Source organism: Streptomyces sp. NBC_01013, from assembly GCF_045162765.1.
Taxonomy (GTDB): Bacteria; Actinomycetota; Actinomycetes; order Streptomycetales; family Streptomycetaceae; genus Streptomyces.
Window position 1 is genome coordinate 5,375,767 of record NZ_CP108687.1, and the last position, 17,513, is coordinate 5,393,279.

At 67.4% G+C, this 17,513-nt stretch carries 9 protein-coding genes and 1 pseudogene; 4 read left to right on the plus strand and 6 right to left on the minus strand.

What is annotated here, in order from left to right; all coding sequences use genetic code 11:
* Positions 1–62: 62 nt before the first annotated feature.
* A complete protein-coding gene (locus tag OG538_RS23415; RefSeq protein WP_406096610.1) occupies positions 63–743 on the plus strand; it encodes an ATP-binding protein in 681 nt (226 codons plus the stop codon).
* Here the strand turns inward: OG538_RS23415 and drmB are convergent.
* The 5 genes from drmB to OG538_RS23440 all read right to left on the minus strand — a co-directional run bounded on the left by drmB (position 721) and on the right by OG538_RS23440 (position 12,908).
* Complete coding sequence (gene drmB, locus OG538_RS23420) at positions 721–2,559, minus strand: DrmB family protein (protein ID WP_406096612.1); 1,839 nt, start codon at positions 2,557–2,559, stop codon at positions 721–723. The two genes, OG538_RS23415 and drmB, sit on opposite strands and share 23 nt — an antisense overlap.
* On the minus strand, positions 2,556–5,774 hold the full coding sequence (locus OG538_RS23425; RefSeq protein WP_406096614.1) for a helicase-related protein: 3,219 nt from the start codon (positions 5,772–5,774) through the stop codon (positions 2,556–2,558). The genes drmB and OG538_RS23425 overlap by 4 nt, the downstream gene beginning before the upstream one ends.
* Positions 5,771–7,684 carry a UvrD-helicase domain-containing protein gene (locus OG538_RS23430; protein ID WP_406096616.1) on the minus strand — a complete coding sequence of 638 codons (1,914 nt, stop codon included), beginning with the start codon at positions 7,682–7,684 and terminating at the stop codon, positions 5,771–5,773. The genes OG538_RS23425 and OG538_RS23430 overlap by 4 nt, the downstream gene beginning before the upstream one ends.
* Positions 7,681–12,447, minus strand: coding sequence for a DEAD/DEAH box helicase (locus tag OG538_RS23435; RefSeq protein WP_406096618.1), 4,767 nt, complete (start codon positions 12,445–12,447; stop codon positions 7,681–7,683). Before OG538_RS23435 ends, OG538_RS23430 begins: the two co-directional genes overlap by 4 nt.
* 125 nt (positions 12,448–12,572) lie before the next feature.
* Positions 12,573–12,908: a hypothetical protein gene (locus OG538_RS23440; protein ID WP_406096620.1), complete on the minus strand. Its 336-nt coding sequence runs from the start codon at positions 12,906–12,908 to the stop codon at positions 12,573–12,575.
* A 604-nt stretch (positions 12,909–13,512) separates the two neighbouring features.
* On the opposite strand from OG538_RS23440, the pseudogene OG538_RS23445 reads away from it, so the two are divergent.
* Positions 13,513–13,686 (plus strand): annotated as a pseudogene (locus tag OG538_RS23445) (helix-turn-helix domain-containing protein); the annotation flags it as partial.
* Positions 13,687–14,736: 1,050 nt separating this feature from the next.
* Here OG538_RS23445 and OG538_RS23450 read toward each other — a convergent pair.
* Entirely contained in the window at positions 14,737–15,087 is a 351-nt protein-coding gene (locus OG538_RS23450; protein ID WP_406100270.1) for a nitrilase-related carbon-nitrogen hydrolase, read from the minus strand.
* A gap of 533 nt (positions 15,088–15,620) precedes the next feature.
* Between OG538_RS23450 and OG538_RS23455 the strand changes: the two genes are divergently transcribed.
* Together OG538_RS23455 and OG538_RS23460 are read left to right on the plus strand one after the other, a co-directional pair.
* Positions 15,621–16,613: a hypothetical protein gene (locus OG538_RS23455; RefSeq protein WP_406096622.1), complete on the plus strand. Its 993-nt coding sequence runs from the start codon at positions 15,621–15,623 to the stop codon at positions 16,611–16,613.
* Positions 16,610–17,509, plus strand: a complete 900-nt coding sequence (locus OG538_RS23460; RefSeq protein ID WP_406096624.1) for a DUF6339 family protein — start codon at positions 16,610–16,612, stop codon at positions 17,507–17,509. The genes OG538_RS23455 and OG538_RS23460 overlap by 4 nt, the downstream gene beginning before the upstream one ends.
* The last annotated feature ends 4 nt before the right edge of the window (positions 17,510–17,513 follow it).

The window sequence follows — 17,513 nt, forward strand, 5'->3', positions numbered from 1 at the left end:
TGCGAGTCATGGTTCATCGCACAGGGTGATGGTCGTGGTTGCTTGTCGAGAGGAGTGGGCTCGTGACGGAGGTATCCGGGATGGAAGGTTGCATGACAAGGGACGCGTGGGAGTTGCCATTCCTGGCTGAACCGCGAGAGGTCGCCGGTCTCCGCCGAGTGATGCGGCAGAACCTGTTGTCGTGGGGATTGGCCGACCTTACTGATGTCGCCGAGATCTGCGTGAGTGAACTCGCGTCGAATGCGATCCGACACGTCGGTGAGGGCGCACGGTGCACGCTCACCGTCGAGATGCGCGACACGCGTCTGCGTATCGCGCTCAAGGACCCGGACCCCCGCAGCCTGCCGACTCTTCTCCCGCCCGACGCGGAGGCGGAGACAGGGCGTGGAATCGCGCTCTTGGATGCCGTCGCCGATAGGTGGGGGGTGATTCCGGGCCTGGGCCACAAATTCGTGTGGTGCGAGTTCACCACCCGGGTTGCTGCTCCGAATGGTCACATCGATGATCCCCGGGTCGGCCGGGGCGGGGCGTGCTTGACGCTGTACGCGGGAGACGAACGCCCGGGCGGAAGCGGCCACGCACACCTGCATCATGCGGCAGTCGTGCTGATCGCGGACCTTCTGCACTGGCTGCAGGCTCACGGGCACGACCCGGACACGGCGCTCGACCTGGCTCAGTCGCGCTTCGAGGCGGAGCCGAGCCAGGTCGGACGCGGGGTGATCAGCCGGCCAGCGCCTCGCTGAAGAACCCGATCGAGGGGTCTTCCGGTGTGCCGATCAGCAGTGCGCGGTCGAGCAGACCGTTGTTGTGCTCGCAGCTGGTTTCGGGCAACAGCACACACGCGTGGCAGGCGGCGAGGTTGATCTCGCCCACGCCGCTCCCGCGGGACTCCACGCAGAGCGGGTCGGCCGAACACCACTGGGCCCTGAGGAGCGCCGAGCGCAGAGCCGATTCCAGGCGGTCGGGCTCACCCTGGGCGACCAGGCCACCAAGACTGCCGGCGGAGTCGCTGGTCGCCGTACAGATGAGAACGCCGGCCATCGATGCGTCCGCGTACAGCCGCTCCCGGAGCGATGCTGCCGGATACCCGCCGTCGAGGCTCCACTCGTTGATCAGCGCATGCGACAACGTGTGCAGAAGCAGCATGCGCGCGTCGACCGGCGAATCGGGTACGGACGCCGGGTCCTGGGCGCGCTCCCGAAGCAGACGCTGATGGTTGGTCCGGATCCGCTCCGCGCGGGCAGCCACCGCGGCGTTCCGCGCCCAGTCGTCGAGTCTGTGCTCCTCCAGGCGCAGGAAGACGCCCTCGCCCTGGACCTCCATCGCCGGAAGCCAGTCCATGGGGTCCAGAGACAGCGCCGCCTCGTGGACCTCCGTGTGCGTCTCCGGTGTGTCGACGCGGGAGAAGGCCTTGAGAGCGCGTACCTCCCGCAGGCGCTTCACCAGCATCGGCCCTGTCACTCCGTAGGGAGCCAGTCGCGTTGCCGGCGAAAGAGGGGGCTCGCACACGAACTGGTCCTCGTGATCCGCCTCGCTCTCGAGACGCCCCGCGATCAGCCGTTCGTACTCCTGCTTGCGCAGGGCGACGTAGGCACTGTCGACGGCCTGCTCGTCGTTCGGGTCGGAATCCTCGTGGTTCTCCGCCTCGAGGAGGTCCATGACCTTGTCGACCGAGAACTCGTAGTTCTCCTGCAGTGTCAGAGCCTTCAGATATATCGCGATCGCATCCCGGTTGCCTTCCATCTCGCGGAGGGTGTCCCAGTGCATGCCCAGACGAGCGGCGTGTCCGTCGCTCCACGGCGGGATGGACAGGGCCGTCTTCACGATGGGTTGCCAGGCTACGGACGAGCCACGCTGGAGCGTGCGCGGCTTCTCCGTGCAGTGCTCGGAAGGTGCGTTCCCCAGCCAGGGCCGTCGACCGTTGCAGTAGACCTTCAGGTCCGAGAGAGCGGCGCGTCGGAAGGCTCCTTCCAAGGAGACCTCGGGGACTCCGCAGGTGCAGGAGATCAGGATCGATCTGAGCGACGCGGTCTTGCCACTGGTACGCAACCGCATCTCCCCTCCGCACAGGCCTGCATCGCCGTCCTGTCGGTTGTTGCGGTGTGCCCACTTCCAGTACGGGAAGTCCTCGATGTGGCCCTTGGCGCAGGCCATGACGAAACGCGAGGGCACCAGTTCCTCGTCGCAGTCCCCGCACTCGTTCTTGCCAGGAGGGGAGTTGAACCGGCTCACATGCTGAAGGGAATGGCAGCCGGGACACGAGTGCCACAGCGGGAAGCGTCGTACGCGGACCCCGTCCTTGCTGGTGTCGTCGGAGGCCGGGGGGAGACGGAACGACTTCACGCCGAGCACACGCGCCAGGCGATGCTCGAAGATCGTCGGAGCCTCGCTGATGTTCCACGAGTCGATCCCGCTCACCATGAACGACTCGTTGTCCACGGCGATGATGGAACCGACGCCATAGGTGGTGATCATCTGCGCGCGACGGACCGAGCCTCGTCGCGGGTAGCTGCGCTCGGGTGCGCCGGCCCGGCGTCGGCGGGAGGGGGGCGGGGTCATCGGGTTGCCTCCATGAACAGAGCGGATTCGGCGTCGACATCGCGCAGACTCCACAACGTCGGCCATGCTCCCTCGTCCTCGTTGTCGAACGCGCTCAGCAACGACGGTGTCCTGTTGCCGCGTTTCGGTTCGTAGAGAAGCCCGCCGTGTGCGTCGGCCTCGCCCTGCCACCACTCGATGAACTCGTCGAATGCGTCGGCGGTCGCCCGGTACTCGTCCGGGGCGACGGACTGTACGCGTGTGAGGAGCGGGGTACGGACTTCCCGTACAAGCTCCGCACGGAACTCCCCGATGCGGCCGGCGCCGTCGTTGGGTCCCGCCGCCGGAATCAGGATGCGCGCGAGGGCGACGACCACCGCGTGCAGCCCCCGGTCGCGCGCGCGGGACGAGAAGGGAGTCACGCTGGTCGATTCGACCTCTCGGTACAGCGCGGAATGGAAGTGCTGGAAGCTCTCGTAGTGGGAACGGTCGCGGGACCGGGACGCATTCAACATGACGGCGACCAGGCCGGGATGGCGCCGGCCGACACGACTGGTCGCCTGGATGTACTCGGCTGTGGTCTGTGGCTGGCCCATGACCGCCATCAGCCCGAGCCGGTCGACGTCGACGCCGACCGAGATCATGTTCGTCGCCAGCAGGACATCCACCGTGTCCGGGTGCGGCAGCCCCCGTTCGATCTGTTTGAGGCGCTTCGGGATGTCGCTCGAGTTGGCTCGGCTGGTCAGCTCGATCTGCTCCAGCACCTTTCGCTTCGGCCGGTCGTCACGCGAAGCCAGGTATTCCAGATAGGCGTCGACGTCGTCGTGGACCTGGAGCTCGGCCGCAGCCAGCAGACGAAGACTGTTGAAGTAGCCGACGAGTGTCCAGTACGCGTCACGCACCTCCTCGTCGACGTCGGCGAGCGCGGCCCGGTGGAGGAGGTTCGCGTAGGTGCGGATGAGTAGCGTCGACTGGCTGGTGCTCGGGGCGAGGAGTCCGACGTACCGACGGCTCGCCTTGCGCTCCTTCGGGGTCTCCACGGCGAACCAGGAGTCCCGCGCGTCGATCCCTGCCGGGGGGAACTGAGCGACCTCGCGGTTGAAGAGCATCTTCCCCTGAACCGACGCACGGCGGATCGTGGCGGTCGACGCGATGACCTTCGGGCTGTTGGCCAGGATGTCCACAGCAGTCTCGTACAGGCCGGTGAGGGTGCCCAGTGGGCCCGAGATGAGATGCAGTTCGTCCTGGACGATCAGCTCCGGAGGAGGAGTGCCGTCCGTGCGGTCCCGGTTGAAGAGAGCGGCGGTCTGCACCCGCCACGGCATCGCGGCGAACTTGTCGACGGTGGCGATCACCAGGGTGGGTCGGGCGTCGTAGACGGCCTCGTCGACAAGATGGACCGGCAGACCGTCACGGAAGTCGCACCAGTCGTCGGGGCAGCGGACTCTCATCCGCTTGGCCACCTCGTCCACCTCGTACTGATAGGCGTCCAGACGGGTGCCGCACCAGGGGCAGGCGTGCAACTGGACGGGGTTCCGCTCCTGGAGGTCCTTCTCCTTGCGCAGTTCGACGAGGCTCTTCTCGGCGTCCGAGAGCCGGTTGGGGGTGGCGGACTGGCCGACCCACATGCCGATGGAGATCGGCTCCGTGCCGAGCGTCCCTTCGTGGTCCGACCGGATGCGTTCCATGGCGCAGATGAGAGCCGCTGCCCGCTCGAACTGCTGCAGGGTCAGCAATCGCAGCGTGTAGCGCATGAGTACGGTCACACCGCCTCCCCGCTCCTTGAGGCGCAGGCGCCGCAGGAACGTGGTGAACGCGATGAGGCCGAGATACGCCTCCGTCTTGCCGCCACCGGTGGGGAACCACAACAGGTCCGCCACCGCTCGGTCCTCGTGCTCGGGGTCGACGATGCCCTCCAGACAGAGCAGCACGAAGGAGATCTGGAACGGACGCCACCGCCCGCGCGTCTCGTCGGGTGCCCCGTCGCGTCCGTTCTTCACCCATTCGCCCCGGGAACGCTGCTGGGCCATGGCGCGGTTGGCGAGTCGGAAAGCCCGCATCGCGTCCGAGTTCCGGCCGAGCGCCTGGATCCCTCGGCGCATCCGGGCCAGAGCGGTGCGACACTGTTCGATCTGCGCCCGCGCCGGTGGGGCGTACGGGGTGCCGCGAAAGGCTTCGGAGTCCGTCTCCTTGCGATCGATCCATTCCGCGTAGTCGGCCATCAGCTTGTTCAGCGCGGCCAGGATCTCGCTCTCCGGCCGGGTCGCCAGGCCGTGCATGGTGAGGGCGGAGTCGTCGATGTCCGGGTTGGAGTCGGTCAGCAATACCTCATGGGCCGGCAGGAACTGGGTCCTTACGGTGGAGATAGCGGCGCGCGAGTTGTCGAGGGAGCCGATGGGCGGCGCGGCCCAGTCCCACTCGGCCGCGCAGCCGTGACCCACGGCGAAGGTGGGCGCATGGCGGTGGATCAGCCGGCTCGTGGCCACTTCGGCGTCGACCGCGCGTCGGTCGGAGGGCCGTTCCACGAAGGCGGGCGCTCCCGAGGCGGTCGTTACGATGAGGCGGGGCTGGTAGAGGCAGTACGCGTCCTGAAGCTCCCGTTCGCTGACCCGGTGGGTGTTGATCAATGTGACGGTGACAGTGACCGTTCCAGCGGCCGCGGGGCGCACGAGGATCTCGACGCGCACCCCGTCGTGCAGCGGTGGAGGCCGGTGCATCCTCGGGGCCGTCACGTCGATCGTCAGCGGATCGAGATCGAGGGCTCGCCGGCGCCAGTGCTCCCTCTGGTCCGAGGTGCTGCGTGCCTCGGCCCGCTCGGCGGAGACAGGACGCCCCTGGGGGTCGATCGGGTCGTACATCGCGGCCTCCGCGTGCACGACGACACTCGACGATGCCGAGGGATCGACAGCGAACGTGATCCCCATGGAGGACGGCCGACGATCTCCTGTGCCGGAGGCGCCGAGGTCCGGGACCGCCTCCTCTATGTCCTTGCGTCCTCGCACGAGAGGGACATCGTCCAGCCCCTCCGTCTCGGCCTCGTCATCCTCCAGGGCCCGTTCGGCCTCTTTGTCCGAAGGCCGAGGGAACAGCACCCCGATGGGGTAGGCGGTGATCGGCGGGTCCTGCGTCAGGATCTCGTCGGCGGCCCCGGGGCCCATGAGATCCCGGCGAAGCTGATCGACAAGTTCCTCGCGTGCGGCGTAGTGGGTGGCATGCGGGTTCGGCGCATCGGTCATCGGTCGCTCTCCTCGTGTGTGTTCGCGCCGGTCCACCTGTAACGGCCGAGTCCTGACAGGCGGGGCACCAGCCAGACACCGTGATCGCCCAGCCCCGCACGGGCCCCCGAAGCCGTGCTGCCCGCCACACTCTCCAGGCAGTCGACGCGGTAGCCCTCGATACTCGTGGGCCAGCTGATGTCCCAGGTTTTGCTGATCTTGAGCGAGATATAGAGGTCCTGGCGGAATCTTTCCGAGGCGACGGCGACGGGGTGGTCCCGGTGGAACACCGTGTACGGCGGGCTCTCGTCCGAGGCCATGGTCATTTCGTGCTCAAGGCGCAGTTCCAGGGCGTCCCCGGGGGCGACGGAAGACGTGAGGTAGTCCTGCAGCGCCCCGGCATCGTGTGCGAAGCCATCGGTCCCCGGGGGATGTTCGCGGGACACGTCCGCACTCGTGGCCGAGATGCCGTAGCGCTGATAGGGCTTCCACCCACCCGCGTAGTAGCGCCCGGTGCGGCGGTCCCTGCGGATCAGGGCGGTGTCCGGCTGATCGACGCGGAACAGGTCGTCCCGCGAGCGCGTCATCGCGACGTACAGGGCGCGGGCCTCCGCCGCCGGGTCGATATGGCTGTGCTGTTTGCGGAGCTCGGCCATCGACGCCGGACCGACCACGATCACCCGGTCGAATTCGAGGCCCTTCGCCCGGTGGACGGTCGACACCACGAGGTCGGCCGGCTCGACCGCGGCCAGGTCGTCGGGAAACCTGCCCTGGGCCACGGCCCGGCGCACGGCGGAGACATCCATGAGCCCTCGGGGCGCTCGTGCCACGCCGCGCAGCGACCTCCATATCCGCGCGGGGTCCCCGACGGGCGAGACCGGACCGCTTGCGAGCAGGTCCTGGAAACGGTCCTCCGTCAGGGTGGCCGATCCGGTGCCGCGAAGCACCGGTGCCACCCAGGCCGGCACCGGGCGGTCCTGGAGGTCCCGCTGGAGCCGGTGACGCACACCGTGGGCGAAAAGCGTTTCCGACAGCACCAGGGCCTGCCGATTGTCCCGACACAGAATCGCGCACGTCCCCCGGAAGTCGCGCAGGGAATCGAGCGTGAAGGAGTCGTCTACGGCTCCGAACGACGGGCAGGCGCGGAGAACGTCCGTCAGGTTCCGATGGATGTCCTCCCCGGCGGCGTCCGACGCAGAGGTCTCGGACGGCAGACGCCGGAGCGAGGCGCCCATGGGCAGCGCGACACCGGCCTCGGCGGTGCGAGCCCTGAAGTTGGCGGAGAGGTGAAGTTCCACGAGGTCGTCCGGGTAGGAGCCCCGCAGCCAGTCGAAGAAGTAGTTCGTCTCTGCGGCGCGGGCATCCTCGTCGGACACCTGGAAGCCGTAGATCGCCTGCGCCCCGTCACCGACCACGGTGAAGCCACAGCTCTCCTGGAACCGGTCGAGAAGCGTCTCCACCATGTCCCGCCGATCCCCGACCAGGTCCTGGACCTCGTCGATCACGACGTGGGCGGGCGCACCCTGTTCGCTCTCCTCGACGGCGCCGCGCAGGATCGCCTCCGTGGCCTCGGCGATCCTTTCGTCGAAGCGAAGGGTGCTCCAGTCCCGGTCGGGTTGTTCACTGCGCAGAAGTGCGTAGGCCCAGGAGTCGAACGTCTGCACCCGGACCCGACGTGCCTCACGGGCATGACGGGCGATCCGTTCCCGCAGCTCCCGCACCGCGGCCCTGGAAAAGCTGAGCACGAGGACCTCGCGCGCCTCGAGCGCTTCCTCCTCGTCACTCATGAGTGCGTCGAGCCGGCGGACCAGCGTATGTGTCTTACCGGCTCCGGCCCCTGCCGTCACCAGGAGTCGGGTGTCCCAGGGCTGGTCGACGACAGCCTGCTGCTCCTCCGTGAGGGGCGGGCTGTCGAGGTACGCGTCGGTCACTTGGCCCTCCACAGATGCTCGAACTGAGTGAAGGCGAGGGCCTTGTCGTAGTTCGTGATGTTGTCCCGGACGTTGAGGATCAGGCACTCCTCCTCGCCGCCGTTGCCGGGGCCCCGAAGGCCTCGGCCGATCATCTGCTGGTAGACGTTGGGGCTGTATGTGGGACGGGTGATGACCACGGCCCGGGTCGCCGGTGCGTCGAAGCCCTGGGTCAGCACTCCGTAGTTCGTCAGAACCCTCACACGACCGCGACGGAAGTCGTCGATGCTCCGGCGGCGTTCACCCGTGGACGTGGCCGAATCCACCGAGGCGGCGGTGATGCCGAGGCCCTTCAGCTTCGCGGCCAAGAACTTGGCATGGGCGACCGACGTGGCGAAGACCAGCACGGGCCAGTCCTCCGGCATCGCGCCGATCTCCTGGAGGATGCGATTGTTGCGGTCCTGGTCGTCGGCGAGCCGCTGCTCCGCGGCCTTCGACAGCAGGCTCATCTGATCGGCCCGGTTCTTCTCGTCCTGGGTCAACTCGATCGTGCCGCCGAGCAGCTCCCGGTGCGTGACCCTTGCCAGCATGCCGAGCTCCTGCAACTCCGCATACGGATCGCCGGAGGGGAAGACTCCGTCGTCGAGCCGTGTGGCACCGAATCTCTGGACGAGACGCTTGGTCTCCGCGTCGTTCGTGTTGCGGAACGGGGTGGCAGTGAGACCGAGCAGGTGGCGTCGTGTCTCGTACGCCGTCAGCCCGAGCTGCGTCAGGATCTCCGTGTACTGGGGTGAGATGGCGACGTGGGCCTCGTCGACGATGACCAGACTGGCCTCCCGCAGCCAGGAATAACCCTCGGTCCCCAGGCAGTGGCGGAGCTTGGCGTCCGTGGCGACGACGAGATGAGGACGGTCGGCGACGGGGCCGGCCTCGTTGGTCGTCCACAGCCTGCTGATCGTCAGAGGGGAATCGGCCCCCACCTTCGACCAGACGAAGCTCCAGCTCTGTACGGCCTGCTCGCAGAGTTCCTCGGTCTGGGCGATCCACAGAATGGGGCCGCTCAACTCCCCCACCTGCTTGACCCAGCGGATGACGGCCTCCGCCGCCACCCGCGTCTTGCCTGCGCCGGTGGGCAGGGAGAGCATGCCGCGCTGAGGAGTGAAGCGATCGAGCATCGCGAACACCTTCGCCGCGAGCCGCTCCTGATAGTCGTGCAGGCGCGGGAACTCCGACGGGCCCGCGACCTCGATCCGGGGCGGCAGCGACGGCGTCCGCGCGCCGGCGAAGGAATCGGGGAAGCCGAATTCCGAGACGAACTTCACGGCCGGAGACGCGCCGGTGAAGCTTGAGGGGGCATGGCTCGGGTAGGCGAGCTGCAGATCCCGGACGTGCACCTGAAGCACTCCGTCGCCGTGGGCGTCGTGGGCCAGGCGGGCGATGTGACGTGGGGACGGCTCGGCGCCTCCCGGCTCCGGCGGTTCGCTCTCCAACAGTCCCGGGGGGAGACCGGCGCGGAGAGCGGGCGCACCGATGAGCAGCTCCAGCTTCTCCTCGACGCTGCTCGCCTGCCGGACCCGTCGGAGGGATGCCTGCAGCTCTTGGTCCGCCTCCTGTCGCGCCTGCGCGTCGAGGACCGCGCGGCATCCGGACTCGTTCAGCCCCCAGCGCAGTTCACGGTCCGCGCAGACCAGTGTCGTGAGGCGATCCGCGGAGTCCAGGACCAGGACGGTCGTACCCTGCAACGCACTCTCGAGAGGGGTCGTGTCGGTGCCCTTGGGCGTTCGAAGCACTTCTTCCAGCTCCGAACAACGCAACAGACGATGGTCGTTCACGGCAGGACCCAGCCGTTGGCGGAGCGTGGGGAACTCGTCCTGCAGGAGGATGGGCTCACCGACCCCGACGTGCCGGATCTCCTTGCTCACGACGTCGGCATAGCGCAGCATCCCCCAGGTCTTGACCAACAACGCCGCGTCCTCCGGCCCCCCGGCCAACAAGGCCGGAATCTGCTCGGCACGCAGCGCGCGGTACTCGGCCTCGGTCGCGGCGACGGCGATTTCGCTGTCCTCGCGGGCATCCCACTCCGCCCCCACCCGGCAGCGGGTGAGCTGATCCGGGAAGTCCACTTCGAGCCGGGTCAACATCACGTAGGTGCGCCCCACGAAGGCATCGTCGTCACTCTCCCGAAGTTGTTCGAGCAGGCGGTCCCACTGCTTGGGCGGGACCTCGTCGACCAGCACGGGAAGGTGGAGCTTGCGGGCCTTCTCCGCGCTGATCTCGGCGACGGGAAGGACATCCGCATAGGCATGCAGTTGGGGGCCGACGGCACTGGCGATCGGGACGATTCCCTGTGATGTGGACACGCGTCCGTGACGGCGCAGCATCCACCGCAGCGGCGAGTGGATCACCTTGCGCGTTGTGGCCTGGACACCCACCTGCAGGGTCCAGGTGTCGATGACGCTGTCGTCGGGCAGGGTTTTGACGAAGGCCGCACGACCCTCCTCCGACAGCAGTTCCAGCAGGTGCAGGGGACCACCGACGGGAGAGCCCTCCAGCTTGATCCGGGAAAGGCTTGGGCGTGAGGCGTTGCTGCTCAATGTCTTGCAGTAACTGTCGTAGATCGCGGTGCGGTAGTCCTCGAACCACGGCTCGTTCGTTGGCCGGTGCCCGTGCGTGGGCCTGTCGCGCATGCCGAACTCGCGCAGCACGTGCAGGTCGTCCGAGTGGAAGGACGGATCCACGACGACCGACGTGTCCCGGGACCCGTCGCCCGGCACCACCGGGCCCGGAAGCAGGCACTCATGCATCCGGTGGAACCGTCCGTCGACGGTTCGCACGAACAACGTCCCCAACGGATTGGGCACACGGGCGGTCACTTCACCGCTGACCCGGCTGCCGCCCGCGCTGTGGAACAGCTCCCAGAAGCGGGTCCAGTCCTGGGGCCCGTAGTTCTCGATCCCCTGTTCCAGCACACCGATGAAGCGGCCCCTGGGGTCCGCCTCACGGATACCGATCTCGTTGAGGTCGCTGATCAGGGACTCGTCCTCCGACAGCTTCGGGTCGACGTACGTCGTCCCGTCCCGCAGTCCGTCCTGCACCGTCCGGCGGTAGACCTTGCCCACGACGGGAGCCACCAGTCCGCTTTCCTCGGTCAACACGATCCGAGCCGTGCGGGCCTCGGAGGCGAAGGGGGAAGACTCGCGGATCATGGCGGCGAGGATGCGGATCGCGACGGCGGAGGCCTCCGCCGTCGGCTGTGCCACCAGCGCTTCCAGCCATTCGCGGACGGTCGCACGTCGCTGCTTCGTCTCCTCCAGGATGTGCCCGACCTTGCCCGCGCGGAACTCGGCGGCTTCGACGGAGGGGTGGATCCAGTTCGACGGCCTGCCGGGGCACGCGCTCCACATGCGGAGCCATGTCTGCTGGAGCGGCACCTTGTTGTGCGGGGCCGGGTGCACATGAATGTCACGGGGGACCCGCAGCACACCCTCCTGGTCCGGCAGGGACGGACGTTCCGCCGCCAGCTTCCAGATCTGCTCCGTGAGGTATCGGTCCGCCCAGTTCAATGTCTCCGATTCCTTGGTCCGACCGGGGAGCAGCGGGAGATAGGCGGCCGGGTCCTGGGAAGGGGCCAGATGCGGCAGGGAGTCGACCACGAGTCGGGCGGCGACACGGATGATCTCCTGGTTGAACGGGCTGGAATCCAGCAGGTTCTGTCGATCCTCGTTCGTCTTCCATGCGCCGTTGAGTGCTCCCCGCAGCGTCATCGGGTACTTCGTCGGGAAGAACGACCAGAATTCTCCTCGACCTCTAGGAGTGCTGAGCACGGTTTCACCCGTGTACTCGGGCACGGCCCACGAAATGTCGATGGTGCCCCGGTCGTGCATCTCGCCGGCGCCGGCGCGGGCGGCTTCGGTCGGCCGGTGGGCGTGGGTGAACACCTTCCATGCGGAACTGGACTGTGGCCGGCCGGTGCGCGCCTCATGGATCGTGCGCCGGAAGCCGTCGTGGTCGACCGTGATCTCACGGCGGATCGGCGGCATGGACCGTATGTCCTCCAGGATCACCTTTCCGACGTGGTGGGAGAACAGCTGGAACCGGGCGGGGAACTCACGCTTCTCCTCGGCCTTGTTCGCGGAGTCGTAGATGTCGTGGCCGAGCCGTTCGGCGGCCCCGGGAAGGAGCGGCAGCCGAACGACCGTGGTGGCCCAGTCGAGGAGGTCGTTCAGGACGGGATCCGCCATCCGTTCCCTGTCGGCGTCCAGCGGGCGGGCCATCCGCAGCACAGGTGCCTCGAAAGTCTCGTCGGGCGAGGTGCCTCGGGCCTTCCTGATCTCCTCGTACGACCACACCCGGTCGAAGCCGAAGGCACCCGAAGTGCTGAAGAACTGAGGTGTGTTCGTGACCGCGAGGATCGACTTCACGCCAACGCCGAAACGGCCGATCTGGCCTCCGCGCTTCCTCGATACGCTCATGCGGAGGATGGTTTCGGCGCCCTCGGGTGTGACGGGTGTTCCCTCGTTGGCGCAATAGAGGTGCGTCGCGGTGAGGACGACGTGTACCTTTCCGCCGGGATCGGAGGCGATCTCGTCCGCCGCATTCTGGACGAGTTCGAACAACTGGCGGTCTCCGTAACCGCCTTGGGCGATCCTTCGCTCACCGTTGGCATGTTCCAGGATCAGTCCGGGGTCCACGCGATAGGTCTCCAGGACGCGCGTCGACTGCTCGATGATCTTCTGGATGACCGGCAAGGCTCCCGAAATACCCGTCACGTCGCTGTGGTTCAAGGTGTTCCCATTTCATGGCCGTGGGATGAACGTGGGGGAGCGGAGGCCGGCCGCTGCGGGGGTGCGGGGGTGCGGCCGGCCGACGAGCTCAACGATAGGTGGCGGATGTCGGGAGGACGCCGGATTCAGTCCAGTCCGATGACCACGATGAGCAGCACGACGCGGGGCCTGCGGCGCCGGGACGCGTACCGGATGTCGGTCCGGTTCGCGGGGTGCGTACCGATTACCCGGGGGCGGCGGTTCGAGCGCGAACGGCTGCGACGCGGTTCGCGGCGGCTCGGGGGCTCCGGGGCGGCCTCTGCAGCACCCTCGAGGGCGTTACGGAGGTCCCGAAGCCTTTCGATGTCGGCGACCGTCCGACCGGTGCTCTTCAGGTAGTTCCCCTTTTCCCACGACTTCTTGTATCCGTCGTACTCATCGATGAGGAAGAAGGCATGGGAGCCGAACATGCTTGTGCCCATAAGGTGGTACCCCTTGTTCTTGTGTGTATGGCACGGATCGGTTCTGAGAGTTGCGCACGTGCAGACGGCTGAATACACACAAGGTGGGGGCGGTGAATTCGGCGAAGGGCAAGAGGAAAGGTTTCTCCGAAGGGGATTGCGGATCCGGGAAGGATTTTCCGAGGATCAAACCGCACTTCCCGGAAGGGGGCAAGGGGTTTCGCCGATCCGGTGAACTACCGTGAATCGAACGTGAGGTTGGCGTCCGAGCACAGCAAACAAGGCACCTGATGAAGCGTGCTTCTTCGAGCCCGTTCAGGGCCCTTCCGGCCTCAATATTACAGGCCCTGCCGGGCTTGCCACAAGAGTCTTTCGGCACTGAAGGCGACGCTGGCGAGCGGGTGTTCAGTGGATAATTCGGACCGAACGGATGATGAGTGACAAGCGGGGTGTCCTGCTTCAAGTCAGGACTTTCGAAGCATTTGGATCAGGGAAGTAATGAATGCTCGAGCCGTCTCCCAGAGCTGTCAAATTTCGTTGTCGGCCGCCGGGGCTTGTCAAATTTCCGGTACAGTGACCCCATGGTCGTCCGGGCGGTTGAGGAGTGGTTACGTTGGACAGCGGCATGGATTTCGGTCCCTGGCTCGCTCGGCAACTGAGGCAGTCGGGCCTGAGTCAGGCCGACCTCGCCGAGCGCATCGGAATGACACGGGCGGCGGTGTCGGCCTGGATCACCGGGCGTGCGGCCCCTCGTGGCGAGACCATCGCGAAGATCGCGGAAGCTCTCGGCACCGACCTCGGCACCATTCACACGCGCACCTCCGACACCTTGGGCGGTCTGCCCGTCTCCTGGTACCACCGCCCCGGATATGCCGACGGGGGGCGCGACTTCGGAAACGCAGCGGCTTTCGCCTTCGAGGCCGATGTCGAGGTGCTGGCGCGCGAGGCGACGCAGAACAGCCTGGACGAACGTCTCGATCGCAGCCAGCCGGTACGAGTGCGGTACACATTGCACGAGTTGACGGGCGAAGCTCTGGCCCGCTTCCGGGAGGAGATCCGCTGGGACGAACTCCTTCCGCACTACGAGGCGGCGGCGTCCCAGGATCAGAAAGTCGGACGGGTCATCGCCGCCGGCCTGCGCGACATGTACGAGCGGGACCGACTGGTTCTTCTGCGCGTCGACGACTACAACGCCTCCGGCCTGACCGGTGACGACTACGAGACCGGGCGATTCGCCGCCGTGGTGCGTCGGCAGTTGGACAGCCACAAGACGGTGAGTGGGGCGGGCGGCTCGTACGGCCTGGGAAAGGCGACGCTGTGGGCAACGAGCCGTCTCGGCCTGGTCCTCATGCACTCCACCCTCTCCGAGCCGCACGAGGGACGCACCGAGCGACGACTTATCGGCCGGCTCGACCTTCCCTGGCGCGAAGTGGAGGGCCGCCCCTGGGCAGGCCCCGCCTGGTTCGGCCGACCCGACCCGGACGCCAACAGTTCGGATGTCGCCCGTTCCTGGTGGGCCGACGAGGACAAGGTCAGGAGGCTCTACCTCACCCGGGAGAGCGAGGAACCGGGCACATCGTTCCTGATCGTCGGCGCCCACGACGTGGCCAGCCTTGTCGAGGCGGACCCGGATTCCGACAACAACGGTGTGGAGGACGACGACAGCGTGCACCGGATGCACAAGCGTCTCGTCCAGGCCCTCAGTCGGAACTTCTGGGCTGCCATGACCGTGGGCGAGACACGACGACCGTTGCTGGAGGCATCCGTAAGGACGCTCCGCAACGGCGCGGAGATCATCCAGGAGGAACGGGTCGATCCCAAGGCCATGCAGCCGTCACGCACTCGCGCCCTACAGGCGTTCCTCGACGGCACGACCGTGGAGCGGCTGACCTCGTCCGGCCAGGTGGCTATGGCGACGGTGTCGCTCAACGTACCGGCCCTTGCCGGACGTAAGGGCAGCGTTGAGCACCGAGCCGTTGTCCTCGTGACGGAGGCCGAGGACGCAGACGACGGTAAACCGAACAGCGTGGTCATGATGCGGGGCAACCGCATGACCGTCAGGACGACTCGGGTACGGGAACTGCCGGTAGGAACCAGCCCTTTCCAGGCGGTGCTGCTCACAGGCCACGCAGTCGGCGAAGACGCCCCCGGTGCGGACGAGGCGGAGGCATTCCTCCGTACCTCCGAGCCACCCGAGCACAACAAGTGGGGGCAGACGGAAGAGCTACGCATGCTGTACTCGCCGTCCGCATACCGCCGAATCGCCAAGCTCACCACCGACACGAACAAGGCGGTGCGCGAACTTGTCGCCCTGCCCAAGGCGAACCGGTCGGGCGGGGCCGAACGGCTGCGCAAGAAGTTGACGCTGGGGGGCAAGAGGGCGCCCCGGCCCGCGGGCCCGACGGCACTGCCGATGTTGGAGGAGCTGGACGCCTTCGTGGACGCCGACGGTGCGTGGTGCGTCACGGGAGAGGTGAAGATTCCCACCGGTGGTGACTCCTCCCGGCCCACTCCCGTAGCGAAGTTGGACGTGCGCTCTGGCCCGCGCACCGTCCTTGCGTGGTCCGAGCTCGTCGCTGTTCATAACTGTGAAGTCGTGGACGGATCTCTGCATTTCGCGCCGGGCGCCCGCAAGGCGACGTTCCGGGGAACGACCGACGTATCCACGCACCCCGTGCGGGCTGTTTTCACCGGACTGATCGTCGAGCTCGGGACCGACAAGGGGGGCCAGGCATGAGGGGCTATCCGTACAAGCGGCTTCCCGGCACGGTGACGCTACGAGTCGCCGCGGTCGAACTGCGGGGTCCCGGAGAAGCTCGGGAACCGCTCGACACGAAGACGTTCTCGACCATTGAGCAAGTGGTAGCCCTCGGGCTGGCCGAGCGGGACGACTGGGAGCGAGCCCGGCTGACCCTCACGGCTATGGTGCCCGGACGTGCGACGGAACCCGACGGGCCCTGGTCCGACGTGTCGGTCGTGGTCGTGCTCACCGAGGGCGCCACCAACGCGCGAACCACCGTGTGTCTGGAGCTGCGCGCCGAGGGCGGCCGTGAATGGGCCGGCTCCCTGGACCTCTGGCGGGCTGATCACCTCGATCGCGCCACGATGTCGGTCCACGTGATCGCCACGGTCGATGGCGTACCGGGGCGCATGATCGCCGCGTCGGAACGTGACTGGATCGTCGACCTGAAGGCCGACGCCCCTCTGCGTGAGCGGGAACTGGCGGTGTCCGAAGTCGGGTTCCGCGACGGGCCCGAGTGGTTGCGCCCGTTCGGGGATGTGCCGTGGACCGTCGATACCTCCGGTGACGTACCGACCGTGCACATGAACACCGATTTCGAAGGCATCACCGAACTGGTCGGTGGCAACGGTACTGCGGTCGAGAGCCTCGTCCGAGATCTCCTGATCGCCCAGATGTGCACGGACGTGTGGACTGCCGTGTTCCACACCGCCATCGGCGACCTGGAGATCGAGGACGACGGCACCCCGCTCTTCCCCCAGGACTGGCGGGGTGAGGTGCTCCGCGAAATGCTTCCGGACGTCGTGCCCGGTCTACCGCTCGGGGACGCGCTCCGGGAAGTGCACGGCCGAAGGACCGGAGCGTCCGGATGGACCGACCTTCAGCCCCGCATTCACTACGCCGCGACGCGTAGGGCGGATGTGCCGAAGGCGCTGACCGCGACCATCCGCGGCCTCGACCGACTCGACCGGGGGACCGACGCGTGACCGACAAGCCCAATCACCTGCCGGAACGCCTGGCGTTCCTCGCGGATCTCAACGCCGCCCGGTACCTCACCGAAGGTCTGCTCACGGGCAAGGAGGACGTTCCGGCCATAGCGCTCAACAAGGTCGCTGAACCCCTGCCGGGTGACGAGGCCAGGGGTGCGCTGATGCCGGTCCGCGATCTCGTCGACGATGCCATGCACGCTTTTCGCGACGAGAAGGTCACTGCCGCCGATGCCTGGTTGGCTCCTCGGCTCCACGCGACGCTGAGGCTCACGCGCAGGGAAGCGGCCGATCGGAGGTTGTGGAACTACCTCGCTCTGGGAGTCGCTCCCGACTACGTGGTGTGGCGGCACATGTCGGAGCCGAAGAAGGAGAGCCTCGGAGAGGCGGGGCGCGTCGCCGCGACACGCTTTCGCGGTGCGTCCTACACCCAGGCGTTCGCCCGCCTGTGGTGGGCCGCCGAGCTCTTCCGCAACGGTTCCGACTACGGGCCGGTGGTGACCGTCTGCGCGCACCAGGACATGCTCAACACCGGGTTGCGGCTCGACGCGATCGATCACCGGCCGACGGCACTGGCGCTGGCGCGTCTGATCGAGCGCGGCACCGTCAGTACCGGCAGGGAGATCAACGCACTCGCACGGGTGGTCAACGCTTCCGCGGCCACGCTCATGTACGACGTCGTAGCACCGGACGTGGAACGCGACGGCCGCCCGACGGCTCAGTGGATCGAGGCCGCGGAGAGTGCGCCGGCCGTGCCGCGAAGAGCACTCCCGGAAGGGCCGGACGAGGAGAGGGCGCCGGAGGACGCGGTGACCGCTCTCGCCGATCATTTCGGGGAACTCTTCGCCGGGGCTCCCGTGCGGGGGAGGAAGACCGACGACAACGAGGCGGACTGACCGG